The following is a 17,314-nucleotide window of genomic DNA, read 5'->3' as shown; positions in this document are numbered from 1 at the left end:
CAATGCTGCAAAACGTCAGAAAGTTCTTGCCAGGGCGCCGTCCACACGTGACCCATTTCGGACCTTGGGCGTAGCCGGACATCGACCCACAATCGTGCTATATAACCATTCGATTTCCCCAGTACGGGGGACCATCTTGAGCAGCGAGCACGTAGAGCGACGACTAGCAGCTATTCTGGCGGCGGATGTCGCAGGCTCTTGCCGCCTGATAGGGATAGACGAAGAAGGCACACTGGCGCGACTGAAAGCGCTTAGAAGAACGATTTTCGATCCCAAAATCGCTGAACATCACGGACGTGTTGTCAAGAATACCGGGGACGGCGCTATTGCCGAGTTCGCCAGCGTGGTCGACGCCGTCCGATGTGCCGACGAAATTCAACGCGGCATGGCCGAACAAAATATCGACGTGCCGGAGGACAAGCAGATCGAACTCCGCATCGGCATTCACGTCGGTGATATTATTATCGAAGAAAACGATATCTTTGGTGACGGGGTCAATATTGCAGTGCGTCTCGAAGGGATTGCAGAGCCGGGCGGCATCAGCATCTCGGACGACGCTCGTCGGCAAATTCGTGGCAAGGTAGATGTAACGTTTGAGGATTTGGGTTCGCAATCCTTGAAGAATATCGCCGAACCGATGCGGGTCTGGCGCGTCCAATGCGGTCGCGCCATGCCAGCCGTGCCGACCCGCCTGCGTGTTGATGAGACCCTTGCTCTGCCCAATAAGCCCTCGATCGCCGTTCTCCCCTTCACCAACCTGAGCTCCGATCCGGAACAGGAATATTTTGCCGACGGCATGGTCGATGACATCATCACGGCGCTATCGCATTTCAAGGCGCTGTTCGTCATCGCCCGCAATTCGAGCTTCACCTACAAGGGGCGCGCCGTTGACGTGAAGCAGGTGGGGCGCGAGCTTGGGGTGCGCTACGTGCTGGAAGGCAGCGTTCGCAAAGCGGCAAATCGAGTGCGCATCACGGGACAGCTCGTCGATACCGCCACCGGGGCACATCTTTGGGCAGAACGGTTTGATGGAGGTCTCGGCGACATCTTCGATCTGCAGGATCAAGTGACTGAGAGCGTTGTCGGGGCGATCGCCCCGGCGGTGGAAAAAGCCGAGATCGAGCGTGCCAAGCGCAAGCCGACCGAGAGTCTCGATGTCTATACGCTCTACTTACGCGGTTTGGCCAGGTCTTATCAGTTTGCGAGCCGGCAAGCGAACGACGAGGCATTGCGCCTGTTCAACAGCGCGATCGACCTCGACCCAGATTTTGCCTCCGCCTATGGTCGTGCAGCCTATTGCTACGTCATTGCCAAGTTCAATGGCTGGATTTCAGGCACAGCGAACGAGATTGCCGAAGTGAAGAGGCTCGCCCAGCGGGCGGTTGAGTTGGGCAAGGATGACGCGATCGCGCTCGCCGCCAGTGGGTATGCATTAGCCTATGTCGTTCGCGATCTTGGGCTAGGCGCCGCCTTAATCGATCGCGCGCTTGTGCTCAATTCCAATTCGGCTGAGGCATGGTATTGGGGCGGCTGGGTAAAAAACTTTCTCGGCGAGCCGGAAACGGCGCTCGAGCGCTTCGCGCGTGCCATGCGCCTGAGCCCACTTGATCCGCGGATGAGCGGTATGCGAGCCGGGACCGCGCAAGCACATTTCCTCCTAGGCCGCTATGACGAAGCAACATCGTGGGCGGCGATGGCATTGCAGGAAAATCCGGACTTTCAACCTGCATTACGCCAGGCTGCCGCAAGCAACGCAATGGCCGGACGGCCGGAGCAAGCACAGAAGGCAATGGCTCGGCTGCGTGAACTCAATCCCACGCTACGTGTTTCCAATCTCAAAGACGTGCTGAGTTCTTATCGGCGGGCCGAAGACCTCTTGCGATTCCAGGAAGGATTGCGGCGAGCCGGGCTGCCGGAATGACCATCGCAGAAAGATGCTCGCCCGCGGCAACGAGGTGATCGAAAGAGGGACTTCCGTTGTTGGCCCGGCGCGGACATGTGGAGATCAGCGCCTGATGTCCGCTTCCAGCAGCGGCCAAGAGGACGTTTGGCCGGTCGCCATGCGGGTTATGGACCGTCAGCCTCTTGCCATCGCGCGCGGTGGATTTCTCGAAAGCGCCGCTGCCATGGCCGAGATCAGCGGCCGCATGAAGAAGGCGTCCTCCGTCGGATAGATATCGGTGCGCAGGCCGTGAGATTTGAGTTCATCGGAGACCGCCGGTCCGACCGAAGCGATCGGCGTGCGATCGAGCCCCTCGCGTAACCGGTCCTCGCAGCCCCTTGCACGCGCGACCTCGATCAGTCGCCGGATCTGGCCGAGATTGGTCAGTGCGATCGCGTCGATGCGGCCGGCCGCCATCTCGTCGATCGCATTGATGATGTTAACGTCGGCGGCCTGCGCGTCGTAGACATAGGGCAGCACGGTATCGACCTCGGCCCCTTGCGCCTTGATCGCGCCGATCAGGACGCTGTGGTCCTTGTCCGGATAGAGCTGCAAGCCGAGGCGATGGCCGCTGAGGTCGAGGCGTGACAGCATCTCGGCGACGCCTTCGGAGGTTGGCTTCTCGGTCGTCATCTGCGGTTCCAGCCCGATTTCGCGCAGCGCCTTGCCTGGCTTGGGGCCGCGGGCGAATTTGCGCGCCTTGCCGAGGGAGGCAATGAATTCCTGTTCGACGCCGATGCGCCGGACCACCTTCATCAGCCGGCGCAGGCCTTCGCCCGTCATCAGCACCACATCGTCGAAGGGCTTTTCAATCGACCGCCTGATCCAGGCTTCGAGCGGCGCCGGATCCGGCGCGTCGTGGATGGTGAACATCGGGCATTGCAGCACGTCGGCGCCCTGTTCGGTGAGCAGGCGGGAAAACTGCGCCTCCTCGCGCGTTTCCAGGATCAGAATGCGGTAACCGTTCAATCTGTCAGCCATGATCTCGCTCCAACGCCTTTGCTTCGCGCTTTGTTCATCCTGACCCCGGTTTCCGGATTGGCGCAAGCGCGTCGGCGGTGATAGAGCAGGGCGCAAATCCGAGGTTTTCACCCTTCTGCCTGAATTGTAGTCAAGTCAGCGCCATGCCCGATCATCAATTCGTCCTGACCCTGTCCTGTCCGGATCGCCCCGGAATCGTTTCCGCGGTGTCGACCTTTCTGGCCCATAACGGTCAGAACATCCTGGACGCCCAGCAGTTCGACGACATCGAGACGGAGAATTTCTTCATGCGGGTGGTGTTCACCGCCGCCGATCTCGCCGTCGAATTGCAGGCGCTGCAGACCGGCTTTGCCGCGATCGCCGAGCGCTTCGCCATGGACTGGCAGATGCGCGACCGCGCTAATCGCCGCCGGGTGATGCTGCTGGTCTCGAAGTCGGATCATTGTCTGGTCGACATCCTCTATCGCTGGCGCACCAGCGAACTCGAGATGATCCCGACCGCGATCGTTTCCAACCATCCGCGCGAGACCTACAGCTCGCTCGATTTCGGCGAGATCCCGTTCCACTATTTGCCGGTGACGAAGGAAACCAAGCGCGAGCAGGAAGAGGCCGTCTGGAAACTGGTTCAGGACACAAAGACCGATCTCGTCGTGCTGGCGCGCTACATGCAGATCCTGTCGGACGAAATGTCGGCAAAACTGTCCGGCCGATGCATCAACATCCACCATTCGTTCCTGCCGGGCTTCAAGGGCGCGCGTCCCTATCACCAGGCCCATGAGCGCGGCGTCAAGCTGATCGGCGCCACCGCGCACTACGTCACCCGCGACCTCGACGAAGGCCCGATCATCGACCAGGACGTCGAGCGCATCAGCCATCGCGATACGCCGGAAGATCTCTCGCGCAAGGGCCGCGACATCGAACGCCGCGTACTGGCGCGCGCCATGCGCCATCATCTCGAGGACCGCGTCATCCTCAATGGCCGCAAGACCGTGGTGTTTATGGATTAGCGAGCCGCATCCTTGGACGCGGGAGCCGGGTTGGTCTCCTTGTCGCGCTCGGAAGCCGGCATTAGGCGCTTTCGCTCGCGCTCCCGCATGTACTCGTCATACTTTGCGGTTCCCGGGCGCGGCGGCGCGTCAGCAGGCAATCCGCCGGCCCAGGCCGGAATGGCATCGCTGACGCCGGCTGAGACTTTCTCGTTGATGGTCCCACAGCCGCTCAAGCCGCAGCCCGCGAGGGCAACGGTGACGATCGTGACAATGTGGCGCGCGCTGATCGGCATCGGCAGAAGACTACAACCTTAACCGTTTAAGGGTGATGGATTTAGGGCGCTGCTCCGGGGAACCAGCGGGAGTTCTTTGTTGACAGGGCCATTTCATTTGTACAATCGTACAAATAAGCGGCAATCGCAGGAAGGCTCGGGCAGCGTATAATACTATCGCGTCTTTCGCGGCTATGCGGCTCTTCGCTGCGACACGCCAATGGTCCGATTGACAACAAGGCGGGGAAGGACGCCATGTTGCCGCGCTACCCGGCGGAAAATTCTGGGTTATGGTGAGATCAAGGGCCGGGGACTCGGTTCGAGACACAAGGCCGATCAGGGGGAGAGATGCTCATGTCTATTCGCAGTCAAATATTGCTGGCCGCAGGCTCGGTCGCGGCGATGCTGGCGCTTGCGCCGGCCCACGCCCAGGACTCCGTCAAGATTGGCCTGATCCTGCCGATGACCGGCGGTCAGGCCTCGACCGGCAAGCAGATCGACAACGCGGTCAAGCTCTACATGCAGCAGAACGGCGATACGGTCGCCGGCAAGAAGATCGAAGTCATCCTGAAGGACGACGGTGCGGTTCCCGACAACACCAAGCGCCTTGCGCAGGAACTGATCGTCAATGACAAGGTCAATTTCATCGCAGGCTTTGGCGTGACGCCGGCAGCGCTTGCGGCAGCACCCTTGGCGACGCAGGCCAAGGTTCCCGAAATTGTAATGGCGGCCGGCACCTCGATCATCACCGAGCGCTCGCCCTACATCGTCCGAACCTCGTTCACGCTGGCGCAGTCGTGCACCATCATCGGTGATTGGGCCGCGAAGAATGGCATCAAGAAGGTCGCGACGCTGACCTCCGACTATGCACCCGGCAACGACGCGCTGAACTTCTTCAAGCAGAACTTTACCGCCGGCGGCGGAGAGATCGTCGAAGAGGTGAAGGTGCCGCTGCAAAACCCTGATTTTGCTCCATTCTTGCAGCGCATGAAGGATTCCAAGCCCGACGCCGTGTTCGTGTTCGTGCCAGCAGGCCAAGGCGGCAACTTCATGAAGCAATATGCCGAGCGCGGCCTCGACAAGGCGGGCATCAAGGTGATCGGCCCCGGCGACGTGATGGACGACGACCTGCTCAACGGCATGGGCGACGCTGCGCTCGGCACGGTGACGGCGCATCTCTATTCGGCCGCGCATCCCTCGGCCGCGAACAAGGAATTCGTCGCCGCCTACAAGAAGGCGTTCGGCCAGCGCCCGGGCTTCATGGCGGTCGGCGGCTATGACGGTATCCGGTTGATCTACGAGGCGCTGAAGAAGACCGGCGGCAACACCGACGGCGACGCGCTGATCGCGGCGATGAAGGGCATGAAGTGGGAGAGCCCCCGCGGCCCGATCATGATCGATCCGGAAACCCGCGACATCGTGCAGAACATCTACATTCGCAAGGTCGAGAAGGTCGACGGCGAACTCTACAACGTCGAGTTCGCGACCTTCGAGGCGGTGAAGGATTCCGGCAAGACGAAGAAGTGACATCCGTGCCTGTGGCTTGCCCCTCACCCCGACCCTCTCCCCGCGAAGAGCGGGGAGAGGGAGCAGAGCGGCATTCGCGACTCGCGCTTCTATTTTCTAAGGCACGGACTTGACCCGCGGCTTGCTCGGCGCAACCTCGCCCCGCTCTTGCGGGGAGAGGTCGGATCGCGCAGCGATCCGGGTGAGGGGCTGGTGCCACAACCGCACTGTTTGAGATCTGCTGAACTATGACCACGCTGTTCACCATCCTCTTCGACGGTGTCGCCTACGGCATGCTGCTGTTCGTGCTCGCCTGCGGGCTGGCGGTGACGCTCGGGCTGATGAACTTTGTCAATCTGGCGCATGGCGCCTTCGCCATGACCGGCGGCTATATCTGCGCGGTGCTGGTCAACAACCAGGGCTGGCCGTTCTTTTCCGCGCTGCCGCTGGCCTTCGTTACGGCCGCGCTGGTTGGGGTCGCGCTGGAGCGCACGCTCTATCGCCACCTCTACACCCGCAGCCATCTCGACCAGGTGCTGTTCACGATCGGCCTCACCTTCATGTCGGTGGCGGCGGTCGATTACATCATGGGATCGTCGCGGATTTTCATCAAACTGCCGGCGGCGCTCGAGGGACAGTTCGACTTCTTCGGCGTCGGCATCGGCCGCTATCGGCTGATGATCATCGTGATCTGCGGCCTGCTCACGGTGGCGCTGCAATTGATCCTGGCGAAAACCCGTTTCGGCAGCCGCCTGCGCGCCGCGGTGGACGATCCGCGCGCCGCAAGCGGCCTCGGCATCAACGTGCCGCAGGTTTTTGCGTTCACCTTCGCCTTTGGCTGCGGCCTTGCCGGCCTCGGCGGTGCGCTGAGCGCCGAGATCCTGGGGCTCGACCCGTATTTTCCGCTAAAATTCATGATCTACTTTTTGATCGTAGTCACCGTAGGCGGCTCCTCCAGTATCACCGGGCCGTTCCTGGCGTCGCTGCTGCTCGGCATCGGCGACGTCGCCGGCAAATATTACGTGCCGAAGATGGGGCCGTTCGTCATCTACACCATCATGATCGTTATCCTGATCTGGCGTCCGAACGGTCTGTTCGGCCGCGCCGCCGCGCGATGAGTCCGCGATGACCGCAGCCTCCGACGTCTCATCCCATGCCATCGCCCGCGCCCGCTGGCGCCCGGCTGAGATCGCGTTCTGGATTCTCGCGCTGTCCTGCGCGTTTCTGTTTCCGTCCCGCTATCTGATCATGACCGATATCCTGCGGCTGGCGTTGTTCACGCTGTCACTCGATCTGATCCTCGGCTACGCCGGCATCGTTTCGCTGGGGCACGCCGCGTTCTTTGGCGTCGGCGCCTATTCGGCCGGGCTGATGGCGCTGCATGGCATCATCAACGAGCCGGTGATCGCGCTGGTCGCCGCCGGCCTCGTCGCCATGGTGCTCGGCTTCCTGACCAGCTTCCTCGTCATCCGCGGCGTCGACCTGACGCGGCTGATGGTGACGCTTGGCATTGCGCTGCTGCTCGAAGCGCTGGCGGAACGGTTCTCCAATATCACCGGCGGCACCGACGGGCTGCAGGGCATCGAGATGCAGCCGATCCTCGGCCTGTTCGCGTTCGATATGTTCGGCAAGACCGGTTTCTTCTATTCGCTGATCGTGCTGTTCCTGCTGTTTCTGTTGGCGCGGCGGATCGTGAATTCGCCGTTCGGCCTGTCGCTGCGCGCGATCAAGAACAATCCGCTGCGGGCGTCGGCCATCGGCGTGCCCGTCAACCGCCGCCTGATCGCGATCTATACGATCGCCGCGTTCTACGCCGGCATTGCCGGGGCGCTGTTCACCCAGACCACGGCGCTGGCCTCGCTCGACGTGTTCGCGTTCGAACGCTCGGCCGATCTGATGCTGGTGCTCGTGATCGGCGGCACCGGCTATCTCTATGGCGGACTGATCGGCGCGGTCGTGTTCAAGATGCTGCAGGAACTGTTTCAGACCATTACGCCGCAATACTGGCTGTTCTGGATCGGCCTCGTCCTAGTCGTGATGGTGTTGGTCGGCCGCGAACGCATCCATCCCTGGGTACTTTGGGGGCCGAACCTCGTGATCCGCCAGCTCTTCGGACGCAAGGCCGTCGTGGCCGTTCCCGAAAGTGATGCGCCATGACGATCGCGCTCGAAACCAGGGGGCTGGAAAAATCCTTCGGCGGCTTGCGGGTCACGCGCGAGCTGTCGCTGAAGGTCGAGCAGGGCGCCCGCCATGCCCTGATCGGGCCCAACGGCGCCGGCAAGACCACCGTCATCAATCTGCTGACCGGCGTGCTCAAGCCCAATGCGGGACGGATTCTGCTCGAGGGCAACGACATCACCGATTTGCCGGTACACAAGCGGGTGCTGCGCGGGCTGTCGCGCACCTTCCAGATCAATCAGCTCTATGCCGACCTGACCCCGCTCGAAACGGTCGGGCTCGCCGTCTCCGAACGTCTCGGCCGCGGCGGCGACTGGTGGCGGCGGATGGGCACGCGCGACGACGTCAATCAGGAGGTCGCGGAAACGCTGGGACGTTTTCATTTGCTTGACGTGATGAATGAGCGCACCGCGACGCTGCCTTACGGCAAACAGCGCTTGCTCGAGATCGCTGTCGCCATTGCAACCCGGCCCCGCGTGCTGCTGCTCGACGAGCCCGCTGCCGGTGTGCCCGAGAGCGAGCGTCACGATATTCTGGCGGCGGTCGCTGCCCTGCCGCGCGATGTGACGGTATTGCTGATCGAGCACGATATGGATCTGGTGTTTTCCTTCGCTGACCGTATCTCGGTGCTGGTCAACGGCGCCATGCTGGTGGAAGGTCCGCCGGAGGAAGTGGCGCGCGATCCGCAAGTGAAGGCGGTCTATCTGGGCGAGGCGGTCCATGCCTGAGCTTCTCGCCATCGATGCCTTGCGTGCCGGCTACGGCGAAGCCGTGGTGTTGCCTTCGATGTCGCTGTCGCTGGGCGAGGGCCAGGTGCTGGCGCTGCTGGGACGCAATGGCACCGGCAAGACCACGCTGATCAACTCGATCGTCGGCATCACCCGCCGTTTCGGCGGAACGATTGCGCTTGGCGGGCTCGACATCACCGCGATGCGCCCGGACCAGCGGGCGCGGGCCGGGATCGGCTGGGTGCCGCAGGAGCGCAACATCTTCCGCTCACTGACCGTCGAGGAAAACATGACCGCGGTGGCCCAGCCTGGCCCTTGGACCGTGGAAAAGGTCTATGAGATGTTTCCGCGGCTGAAGGAGCGCCGCAACAATTTCGGCAACCAGCTTTCCGGCGGCGAGCAGCAGATGCTGGCGATCGGCCGCGCGCTGACCCTCAATCCCAAGGTGCTGCTGCTGGACGAGCCGACCGAGGGACTGGCACCGATCATCGTTGAAGAATTATTAAGGGCGCTCGGCACGATCACCCGGGCAGGGGGCATCTGCTCTGTTATCGTCGAGCAGAACGCGCAAAAGATTCTGGGGTTGGCGGATCGGGTTGTGATATTGGAACGCGGCGCAATCGTGCATGATGCCGCCAGCAGCGCGTTGAAGGCCGATCCCGCCGTGCTCGAACGCTATCTCGGCGTCGCCGGCGCGGCCGCCCACTAGATTTATTTATGGGAGTTGAGACCATGCAGAGAACAAAGCCCCCGTTCCGCGCCGACGAGGTCGGCAGTCTGTTGCGTCCGCCGCGCATCAAGGAAGCGCGCGCCAAGTTGGAGAAGGGTGAGATTACGGCGGAGGACCTGCGCAAGGCCGAGGACCTCGAGATCGAAAAGGTCGTGCACAAGCAGGCCTCGATCGGGCTGAAGCTCGCGACCGATGGCGAGTTCCGCCGCTCCTGGTGGCATTTCGACTTTCTTAGCCAGCTCACCGGCTGTGAGCTGTTCCACCCCGACACGGGCATCCAGTTCGCCGGCGTGGAAACGAGGCATGACGCGGTCCGCGTGATCGGCAAGCTCGACTTCCCGGACAACCATCCGATGCTGGATCACTTCCGCTTCCTGAAGAAACATGCCGACACGGCCCACGTCACGCCGAAGATGACGATCCCGTCGCCGGCCGTGCTGCATTTCCGCGGCGGCCGCAAGTCGATCTCGAAGGAGGTCTATCCCGATCTGGAGGAATTCTTCCTCGACCTCGGCAAGACCTATCGCAAGGCGGTGAAGGCGTTCTATGACGCCGGCTGCCGTTACCTGCAATTCGACGACACCGTATGGGCCTATCTCTGCTCGCAGGACGAATTGCAGAAGGCGCGCGATCGCGGCGACAACCCCGACGGCCTGCAGGAAATCTACGCGCGCGTCATCAACTACGCTTTGGCCGAGCGGCCGGCCGACATGGTGATCACCACCCATGTCTGCCGCGGCAATTTCCGCTCCACCTGGATTTCCTCCGGCGGCTACGAGCCGGTGGCCGAGACCATGCTGGCCGGCACCAATTACGACGGCTATTTCCTCGAATATGATTCCGACCGCGCCGGCGGCTTCGAGCCGCTCCGCTACCTGCCGAAGGGCAACAAGGTGGTCGTGGTCGGCGTCATCACCTCGAAATTCGGCGAGCTCGAGAAGAAGGACGACGTCAAGCGCCGCCTCGAGGAGGCCGCCAAGTTCGCCCCGCTCGACCAGCTTGCGGTGTCGCCGCAATGCGGCTTTGCCTCGACCGAGGAAGGCAACATTCTCTCCGAGGACGAGCAGTGGGCGAAGTTGAGCCTCGCGGTGGAAGTGGCGAACGAGGTGTGGGGGAAATAGGTCTCTCAGCGTCATTGCGAGGAGCTCGCGACAAAATTGCAAAGCAATTTTGCGCTGAAGCGACGAAGCAATCCATCTATCCCAGCGCGGAAAGATGGATTGCTTCCGCCTGCGCGCAGAAGCGCTTCGGCGGACTTGAGCCCTGCGAAGCTTGCGTAGCAAGCGTAGAAGGTTCACTTCGCTCGCAATGACGGGGTGAGGGCGGTGCGCAATAGCCGGGCCCAGCGTTGCAAGCAGGAGCAAGGCGGCGGCGCCCCAAAGTGTCATTTTATCATCTTGTACGTTAGCAGGTGCGGCGGGTTCCAATGACGCCTCGCCCTTTTTGGGGCGTATACTCGTTGGGCAAAGGATGGTAGGAAACTTCCGGCATCTACCGCTGCCCACCGGCATTTCCCAACCACTGGCCCGATGAAAAACGACCAGATACTCAGCCAGATCACCGAGTTCTGCCGCCAGTCCGACATGGCGGAGACGACGTTCGGGCGCCGGGCGGTCAACGACGGCAAGCTGGTGCAGCGGCTGCGCGAGGGCAAGCGCATCACTATCGATACGTTGGACCGCATCCAGGCCTATATCGCAGCGTCCACCGGCACGCTGCCGCCACCACGCGGCCTTGAAGTGCCGCCCGAAAAGCGCGACCCCCGGGGCAATTTCCGCTTCTTCGAGAATCGGCAGAAATACCTGCTGTTCGTCCATACCTGCAGCGAAAAGCGGGTGATTGCCGAGCGGGTGGCGCTGGAGTTGTCCAGCCTGCATCCGCGGCCGCCGGCGCTCAGGGTATTCGATGCGGGCGTCGGCGACGGCACGGTGCTCGCGCGGGTGATGCGCTCGATGCACGGCCGTTTTCCCCATATGCCGTTCTATATCGCCGGCAAGGAGTTGAGCCTAGAGGACGTCCGCCTGACGCTCGACAAGGTGCCGGACCGGCTGTTCGAGCACCCGGCGACGGTCATCGTCCTGACCAATATGCATTACGCGGAGGCGCCCTGGCTGACGCCGGCCTCGCCCGCGGCGGCCGCGGGCATGATCTGGCACGAGGTGGCCCTGCGGGGGGCCTCGTCGGGGGAGTTTGAGACGCAAATTGCCGAACTGGGGCCGTTTCTGGAACAAAACTGGCGCGCCAATATCAGCCCCAAATCGGGCATGCCGATCTATGAACGGCCGGTGGCGCTGGTGCTGTACCGGGAAGACCACAGGTTCCTGCTTGATTCGATCATCCCACGGGCCGGCCGGACCGAGGCCAATTTCGACCTTGTGATCGCTTCCCAGCCCTATCGGGCAAAATCCTCTGTGAATTTCCGCGCCAAGCGGATCATTGCACCGCTGGCTAGGTCCTTGCGGGCAGGGGGCCGTTTGATTGGAATTCACTCCCACGGGCAGGATCCGGGCCTGGAAATCATCCAGTCGGTCTGGCCGGGAGAAAATCCTTTCGCCGTGAGCCGTCATGAGCTATTGCGCGCGGTGAAATACGAGCTGGGGTCGGCCGGGCGGGACCTTAACTTTAATGCCTACGCCGATAACCGTTCCATCTTCCGTTATGATATGGAAGCGCTGCCCAACGAGGTCACCGGCTCGATCGGAACCTCGACGGCCTTTGCAGCGTGGAATGCGGCGGTGTATGTCGCCCAGATCGAAGACGATCGGTTGACCGAAATGACTGAAAACAGCCGGACGCTCGATGCCACCAGAGAGGTTCTGCGCAAGCATAACGGGCTTTGGTTTTACGACGAATCCTACGTCATTTCGCGGCGTCGCGACTGACATTCCAGGATACACAACACAGACAGCCGCCGGGGTCCGGCGGGAACAAGGGGTTTGTTGATGCGCGCCTCCTATCTCTTCACCAGCGAGTCGGTTTCCGAGGGTCATCCGGACAAGGTTTGCGATCGAATCTCGGACGAGATCGTCGACCTGTTCTACCGGGAAGGCCCGAAGGCGGGCATCGACCCCTGGCAGATCCGCGCGGCCTGCGAAACGCTGGCCACCACCAACAAGGTGGTGATCGCCGGTGAGACTCGTGGTCCGGAGTCGGTCACCAACGAGCAGATCGAAAGCACCGTGCGCGAGGCCATCAAGGACATTGGCTACGAGCAGGAGGGTTTTCACTGGAAGACCGCTGACATTGAAATCCTGTTGCATCCGCAGTCCGCTGACATCGCGCAGGGCGTCGATGCCAAGCAGCCCAGCAACCAGGAAGAGGGCGCGGGCGACCAGGGCATCATGTTCGGCTACGCCACCAACGAGACGCCTGACCTGATGCCGGCGCCGATCTTCTACGCCCACAAGATCCTTCGGTTGATTTCCGAAGCGCGCCACTCCGGCCGCGAGAAGGTGCTCGGTCCGGACTCCAAGAGCCAGGTCACCGTGCAGTACGAGAACGGCAAGCCGGTCGGCGTGCGCGAGATCGTGGTCTCGCACCAGCATCTGGTCGAGGACCTCACCTCCAATCAGATTCGTGACATCGTCGAACCCTATGTTCGCGAGGCGTTGCCGAAGGAATGGATCAACGGCAAGACCATCTGGCACATCAACCCAACCGGAAAATTCTATATCGGCGGCCCCGACGGCGATTCCGGTCTCACCGGCCGAAAGATCATCGTCGATACGTATGGCGGGGCAGCCCCGCATGGCGGCGGCGCCTTCTCCGGCAAGGACCCGACCAAGGTCGACCGTTCGGCCGCCTATGCCGCGCGCTATGTCGCCAAGAACATCGTCGCCGCCGGTCTCGCCGACCGCTGCACGCTGCAGCTTGCTTACGCGATCGGTGTGGCGCGTCCGCTGTCGATCTATATCGATACCCACGGCACGGGAAAGGTGCCGGAAGACCGGCTCGAGCAGGCAGCCGCGAAGGCGATGGATTTGACGCCGCGCGGCATCCGCACCCATCTCGATCTCAATCGCCCGATCTACGCGCGTACCGCAGCCTACGGCCATTTCGGTCGCACGCCCGACAATGAAGGCGGCTTCTCCTGGGAGAAGACCGATCTGGTCGAACCGCTCAAGCGCGCGGTTTAGCCTTTGCGTCATTCCGGGGCGCTCGCGACAGCGAGCGAACCCGGAATCCTTATCCATCATTTCGAGCTTCCGGGTTCGCCTCTTCGAGACGCCCCGGAATGACGAGCTAGACAACAGGAAGCTCTCATGAACGCCCCCATCAAGCCTGCCTTCACCGACTACATCGTCAAGGACATTTCGCTCGCCGAATTCGGCCGCAAGGAAATCTCGCTGGCCGAGACCGAGATGCCGGGCCTGATGGCGACGCGCGAGGAATACGGTCCGAAGCAGCCGCTGAAGGGCGCCCGCATCGCCGGCTCCCTGCACATGACGATCCAGACCGCGGTCTTGATCGAGACGCTGGCCGCACTCGGCGCCGACATCCGCTGGGTGTCGTGCAACATCTATTCGACGCAGGACCATGCGGCTGCCGCAATTGCTGCCGCCGGCATTCCGGTGTTTGCGGTGAAGGGCGAGACGCTCGCCGAATACTGGGACTACACCGCAAAGCTGTTCGATTGGCACGGCGGCGGCACGCCCAACATGATCCTCGATGACGGCGGCGATGCCACCATGCTGGTGCATGCCGGCTATCGCGCCGAGCAGGGCGATACCGCCTTCCTCGACAAGCCGACTTCGGAGGAAGAGGAAATCTTCTATGCGCTCGTCAAGCGCCTCCTGAAGGAGAAGCCGAAGGGCTACTTCGCCGAGATCGCCAAGAACATCAAGGGCGTCTCGGAGGAGACCACGACGGGCGTGCACCGCCTCTACGATATGGCGAACAAGGGCACGCTGTTGTTCCCCGCCATCAACGTCAACGACAGCGTGACGAAATCGAAATTCGACAATCTCTATGGTTGCCGCGAGTCGCTGGTCGACGGCATCCGCCGCGGCACCGACGTCATGATGTCCGGCAAGACCGCGATGGTCGCGGGCTTCGGCGACGTCGGCAAGGGCTCGGCGGCGTCGCTGCGCCAGGCCGGCTGCCGCGTCATGGTCTCCGAAGTCGATCCGATCTGCGCGCTGCAGGCGGCGATGGAAGGCTATGAAGTCACGACGATGGAAGACGCAGCGCCGCGCGCCGACATCTTCGTCACCGCGACCGGCAACAAGGACATCATCACCATCGACCACATGCGCGCGATGAAGGATCGCGCCATCGTCTGCAACATCGGTCACTTCGATAACGAGATCCAGATCGCAGGCTTGCGTAATCTGAAGTGGACCAACATCAAGCCGCAGGTCGATGAGATCGAATTCCCCGACAAGCACCGCATCATCCTGTTGTCGGAAGGCCGCTTGGTGAATCTCGGCAACGCCATGGGCCATCCGTCCTTCGTGATGTCGGCCTCGTTCACTAACCAGACGCTGGCCCAGATCGAACTGTTCGCCAACAACAAGGACGGCAAGTACCAGAAGCAGGTCTACGTGCTGCCGAAGACGCTCGACGAGAAAGTGGCGCGGCTGCATCTCGCCAAAATCGGCGTCAAGCTGACCGAGCTGCGCAAGGACCAGGCCGATTATATCGGCGTCAAGCCGGAAGGCCCGTACAAGTCGGATCATTACCGCTACTGATTTCACGTCGCGGGCGGCGTCCTGAAGTAAATGCCAAGGCACTACCAAGCCCCGGAGCGATCCGGGGCTTTTTGCTGATCGGTTGCACAACCTGCGACGGTTGAAATTCAACGGTAAATTCCGATACAGCCTGTATCGTCGCAGCAACCTGACAATGCGAGTTGCAATTTATGCCTGCTGGCCATTACATCTGAAAGCAGGGAGATCGCCATGACCGATACGGCAGAGCATTTCGACGTCCTCATTGTCGGCGCCGGACTGTCCGGCATCGGCGCGGGCTATCATTTGCAGCAGAAGTGTCCCGGCAAGAGCTACGTCATTCTCGAGGGGCGCGACTGCCTCGGCGGCACCTGGGATCTCTTCCGTTATCCCGGCATCCGCTCCGACTCGGACATGTACACGCTCGGCTATTCGTTTCGGCCGTGGACCGAGCCGAAGGCGATCGCCGACGGGTCGCGGATCCTCAACTATGTTCGCGAGACCGCTGTAGATAACGGCATCGACAAGCACATCCGTTTCCACCACCGCGTCAAGCGCGCGTCGTGGTCGTCGCCGGATCCGCGCTGGACCGTGGAGGCCGAATGCAACGTGGGCGAGGGCGCGGCGGAGACCGTGCGCTTTACCTGCAATTTCCTGTTCATGTGCTCGGGCTATTACAAATACGAGGAAGGCTACACGCCGGAATTTTCCGGCACAGCGGATTTCCAAGGCCAGATCGTGCATCCGCAGAAGTGGCCCGAAGACCTCGACTACGCAGGAAAACGCGTGGTGGTGATCGGCTCGGGTGCAACCGCCGTGACGCTGGTGCCGGAGATGGCCAAGACCGCGTCGCATGTCACCATGCTGCAGCGCTCGCCGACTTACGTAGTGGCGCGGCCGGCGGAGGATGCGCTTGCCAACAAGCTGCGGAAAAATCTCTCCGCCAAGCTCGCCTATCACATGATCCGCTGGCGCAACGTGCTGTTCGGCATGTATTTCTTTCAGCTCTGCCGGCGCAAGCCGGACCGCGCCAAGCAGTTGATCCTCGGTGGCGTCAAGATGGCGCTGGGGCCGGAATATGACGTGGCTAAGCACTTTACGCCGCGCTACAATCCGTGGGAGCAGCGGCTCTGCCTGGTGCCGGACGGCGATCTGTTCAAATCGATCCGCGACAAGCGCGCTTCCGTCGTCACCAACGAGATCGACACCTTTACCAAGAGCGGAATCAAGCTGAAGGACGGCAGCGAGCTTGAGGCCGACATCATTGTCACCGCGACCGGGCTGGTTCTGCAGGTGCTCGGCGGGCTCGAAGTCAGTGTCGACGGCCGCACGGTCGATTTCGCGCGAACGCTGAACTACAAGGGCATGATGTATTCGGACATTCCGAACCTGGCGGCCGCGTTCGGCTACACCAACGCGTCGTGGACGCTGAAATGCGATCTGACGTGCGAATATGTCTGCCGGCTGATCAACTATATGGACCGCAACGGCTACAAACAGTGCATGCCGCATAATGTCGATCCGTCGGTCACCGAAATGCCGTCGCTCGATTTCTCCTCCGGCTATGTGCAGCGCTCGATCGCCAAATTGCCCAAGCAGGGCTCGAAGCGGCCGTGGCGGCTGTACCAGAACTATGCGCTCGACATCGTCACGCTCCGCTACGGCAAGGTCGATGATGGCGTGATGCAGTATTCGTGAGCGATGCACCTTGCGAGGGTGCGTCCGGCCGTCCGATGCGTCGTTTCGCGTATACGTAGATGGCTTCGAATCGTCCAACATGGCCTCACGGTTAACGCCGGATTAACCGGCGTGTCGCACGCTGCGTAGCTTGCGGCCCCTGACAGCACGAGGAAGCCCATGGACGCCCAACGAATTGCCGTCGACGCCATCGTGGCGCTGACCGATTGCGACCGTGAGGCCGCAGCCGCCTTCATCCGCAAGCTCTATCTGGCGGGCGTCCGCGATCCCAAGCGCCTCACCTTCAAAGGCCTGCAGGCGCTGCGGGGTTAACGGCAAGTCTCTCTCCTCCGTTGTCCCTGCGAACGCGGGGACCCACAACCACCATCGCTGGTTGTTGAAGCACAGCGCACGACCATCCTCCCAAGACAACATTCGCCGCGGCGTATGGGTCCCGGATCGCGCTCGCTACGCTCGCTTGTCCGGGACGACGGGCTGCTGTGAATCAATTTTCAAACAGTGGCTACAACTTCGCGTTCTCGCGACGCTGATCGCCCGAGGTTTGCTCTCAAATTCCCGCCCTCTCCAATTAGAGGGCGCAGGGAAGACCGGGTGCTGGCTGCACCCGCGGTCTCGTGTGCA

General features: G+C 61.9%; 15 protein-coding genes. 13 read left to right on the top strand and 2 right to left on the bottom strand.

Annotated features, from left to right (window positions below; translation table 11 throughout):
* Positions 1–136 precede the first annotated feature (136 nt).
* Entirely contained in the window at positions 137–1,921 is a 1,785-nt protein-coding gene (locus KJQ96_RS36205) for an adenylate/guanylate cyclase domain-containing protein (RefSeq protein WP_249734959.1), read from the top strand.
* 156 nt (positions 1,922–2,077) lie between these two features.
* Here the strand turns inward: KJQ96_RS36205 and KJQ96_RS36200 are convergent, their stop codons facing one another.
* Entirely contained in the window at positions 2,078–2,923 is an 846-nt protein-coding gene (locus KJQ96_RS36200) for a uroporphyrinogen-III synthase (RefSeq protein WP_213290904.1), read from the bottom strand.
* A gap of 143 nt (positions 2,924–3,066) precedes the next feature.
* Here KJQ96_RS36200 and purU point away from each other — a divergent pair, with 143 nt between their 5' ends.
* Positions 3,067–3,930, top strand: coding sequence for a formyltetrahydrofolate deformylase (gene purU, locus KJQ96_RS36195; RefSeq protein WP_213290903.1), 864 nt, complete (start codon positions 3,067–3,069; stop codon positions 3,928–3,930).
* Here the strand turns inward: purU and KJQ96_RS36190 are convergent.
* Positions 3,927–4,205, bottom strand: a complete 279-nt coding sequence (locus tag KJQ96_RS36190; protein ID WP_057848049.1) for a hypothetical protein — start codon at positions 4,203–4,205, stop codon at positions 3,927–3,929. The two genes, purU and KJQ96_RS36190, sit on opposite strands and share 4 nt — an antisense overlap.
* Before the next feature lie 333 nt (positions 4,206–4,538).
* Here KJQ96_RS36190 and KJQ96_RS36185 point away from each other — a divergent pair, with 333 nt between their 5' ends.
* The 11 genes from KJQ96_RS36185 to KJQ96_RS36135 all read left to right on the top strand — a co-directional run bounded on the left by KJQ96_RS36185 (position 4,539) and on the right by KJQ96_RS36135 (position 17,005).
* Entirely contained in the window at positions 4,539–5,711 is a 1,173-nt protein-coding gene (locus KJQ96_RS36185) for an ABC transporter substrate-binding protein (RefSeq protein WP_213290902.1), read from the top strand.
* Between the two features lie 227 nt (positions 5,712–5,938).
* Entirely contained in the window at positions 5,939–6,808 is an 870-nt protein-coding gene (locus KJQ96_RS36180; protein WP_213290901.1) for a branched-chain amino acid ABC transporter permease, read from the top strand.
* A 7-nt stretch (positions 6,809–6,815) separates the two neighbouring features.
* The gene (locus KJQ96_RS36175; protein WP_213290900.1) at positions 6,816–7,847 is read left to right on the top strand and encodes a branched-chain amino acid ABC transporter permease; all 1,032 of its coding nucleotides are present in this window, start codon (positions 6,816–6,818) and stop codon (positions 7,845–7,847) included.
* On the top strand, positions 7,844–8,596 hold the full coding sequence (locus KJQ96_RS36170) for an ABC transporter ATP-binding protein (protein ID WP_213290899.1): 753 nt from the start codon (positions 7,844–7,846) through the stop codon (positions 8,594–8,596). The genes KJQ96_RS36175 and KJQ96_RS36170 overlap by 4 nt, the downstream gene beginning before the upstream one ends.
* The gene (locus tag KJQ96_RS36165) at positions 8,589–9,305 is read left to right on the top strand and encodes an ABC transporter ATP-binding protein (protein WP_213290898.1); all 717 of its coding nucleotides are present in this window, start codon (positions 8,589–8,591) and stop codon (positions 9,303–9,305) included. Before KJQ96_RS36170 ends, KJQ96_RS36165 begins: the two co-directional genes overlap by 8 nt.
* Before the next feature lie 23 nt (positions 9,306–9,328).
* Positions 9,329–10,447, top strand: coding sequence for a cobalamin-independent methionine synthase II family protein (locus tag KJQ96_RS36160; protein WP_213290897.1), 1,119 nt, complete (start codon positions 9,329–9,331; stop codon positions 10,445–10,447).
* A gap of 408 nt (positions 10,448–10,855) precedes the next feature.
* Positions 10,856–12,208: a hypothetical protein gene (locus tag KJQ96_RS36155; RefSeq protein ID WP_213290896.1), complete on the top strand. Its 1,353-nt coding sequence runs from the start codon at positions 10,856–10,858 to the stop codon at positions 12,206–12,208.
* A 60-nt stretch (positions 12,209–12,268) separates the two neighbouring features.
* A complete protein-coding gene (metK, locus tag KJQ96_RS36150) occupies positions 12,269–13,462 on the top strand; it encodes a methionine adenosyltransferase (RefSeq protein ID WP_213290895.1) in 1,194 nt (397 codons plus the stop codon).
* Between the two features lie 126 nt (positions 13,463–13,588).
* On the top strand, positions 13,589–15,016 hold the full coding sequence (ahcY, locus tag KJQ96_RS36145) for an adenosylhomocysteinase (RefSeq protein WP_213290894.1): 1,428 nt from the start codon (positions 13,589–13,591) through the stop codon (positions 15,014–15,016).
* Positions 15,017–15,226: 210 nt separating this feature from the next.
* Positions 15,227–16,693, top strand: a complete 1,467-nt coding sequence (locus KJQ96_RS36140) for an NAD(P)/FAD-dependent oxidoreductase (RefSeq protein WP_213290893.1) — start codon at positions 15,227–15,229, stop codon at positions 16,691–16,693.
* 159 nt (positions 16,694–16,852) lie between these two features.
* Entirely contained in the window at positions 16,853–17,005 is a 153-nt protein-coding gene (locus tag KJQ96_RS36135) for a hypothetical protein (protein WP_213290892.1), read from the top strand.
* Positions 17,006–17,314 lie beyond the last annotated feature (309 nt).

The organism is Bradyrhizobium sp. sGM-13 (genome assembly GCF_018398875.1).
GTDB lineage: Bacteria > Pseudomonadota > Alphaproteobacteria > Rhizobiales > Xanthobacteraceae > Bradyrhizobium.
Note: the sequence above shows the minus strand (reverse complement) of the source record. Positions and strands in the feature narration are given on the sequence as shown.

Bases quoted from the DNA above. Each gene is read 5' to 3' on its own strand.
- KJQ96_RS36200 (WP_213290904.1), bottom strand. From the start codon at position 2,923: ATGGCTGACAGATTGAACGGTTACCGCATTCTGATCCTGGAAACGCGC.
- purU (WP_213290903.1), top strand. From the start codon at position 3,067: ATGCCCGATCATCAATTCGTCCTGACCCTGTCCTGTCCGGATCGCCCC.
- KJQ96_RS36190 (WP_057848049.1), bottom strand. From the start codon at position 4,205: ATGCCGATCAGCGCGCGCCACATTGTCACGATCGTCACCGTTGCCCTC.
- KJQ96_RS36185 (WP_213290902.1), top strand. From the start codon at position 4,539: ATGTCTATTCGCAGTCAAATATTGCTGGCCGCAGGCTCGGTCGCGGCG.
- KJQ96_RS36180 (WP_213290901.1), top strand. From the start codon at position 5,939: ATGACCACGCTGTTCACCATCCTCTTCGACGGTGTCGCCTACGGCATG.
- KJQ96_RS36175 (WP_213290900.1), top strand. From the start codon at position 6,816: ATGACCGCAGCCTCCGACGTCTCATCCCATGCCATCGCCCGCGCCCGC.
- KJQ96_RS36170 (WP_213290899.1), top strand. From the start codon at position 7,844: ATGACGATCGCGCTCGAAACCAGGGGGCTGGAAAAATCCTTCGGCGGC.
- KJQ96_RS36165 (WP_213290898.1), top strand. From the start codon at position 8,589: ATGCCTGAGCTTCTCGCCATCGATGCCTTGCGTGCCGGCTACGGCGAA.
- KJQ96_RS36160 (WP_213290897.1), top strand. From the start codon at position 9,329: ATGCAGAGAACAAAGCCCCCGTTCCGCGCCGACGAGGTCGGCAGTCTG.
- KJQ96_RS36155 (WP_213290896.1), top strand. From the start codon at position 10,856: ATGAAAAACGACCAGATACTCAGCCAGATCACCGAGTTCTGCCGCCAG.
- metK (WP_213290895.1), top strand. From the start codon at position 12,269: ATGCGCGCCTCCTATCTCTTCACCAGCGAGTCGGTTTCCGAGGGTCAT.
- ahcY (WP_213290894.1), top strand. From the start codon at position 13,589: ATGAACGCCCCCATCAAGCCTGCCTTCACCGACTACATCGTCAAGGAC.
- KJQ96_RS36140 (WP_213290893.1), top strand. From the start codon at position 15,227: ATGACCGATACGGCAGAGCATTTCGACGTCCTCATTGTCGGCGCCGGA.
- KJQ96_RS36135 (WP_213290892.1), top strand. From the start codon at position 16,853: ATGGACGCCCAACGAATTGCCGTCGACGCCATCGTGGCGCTGACCGAT.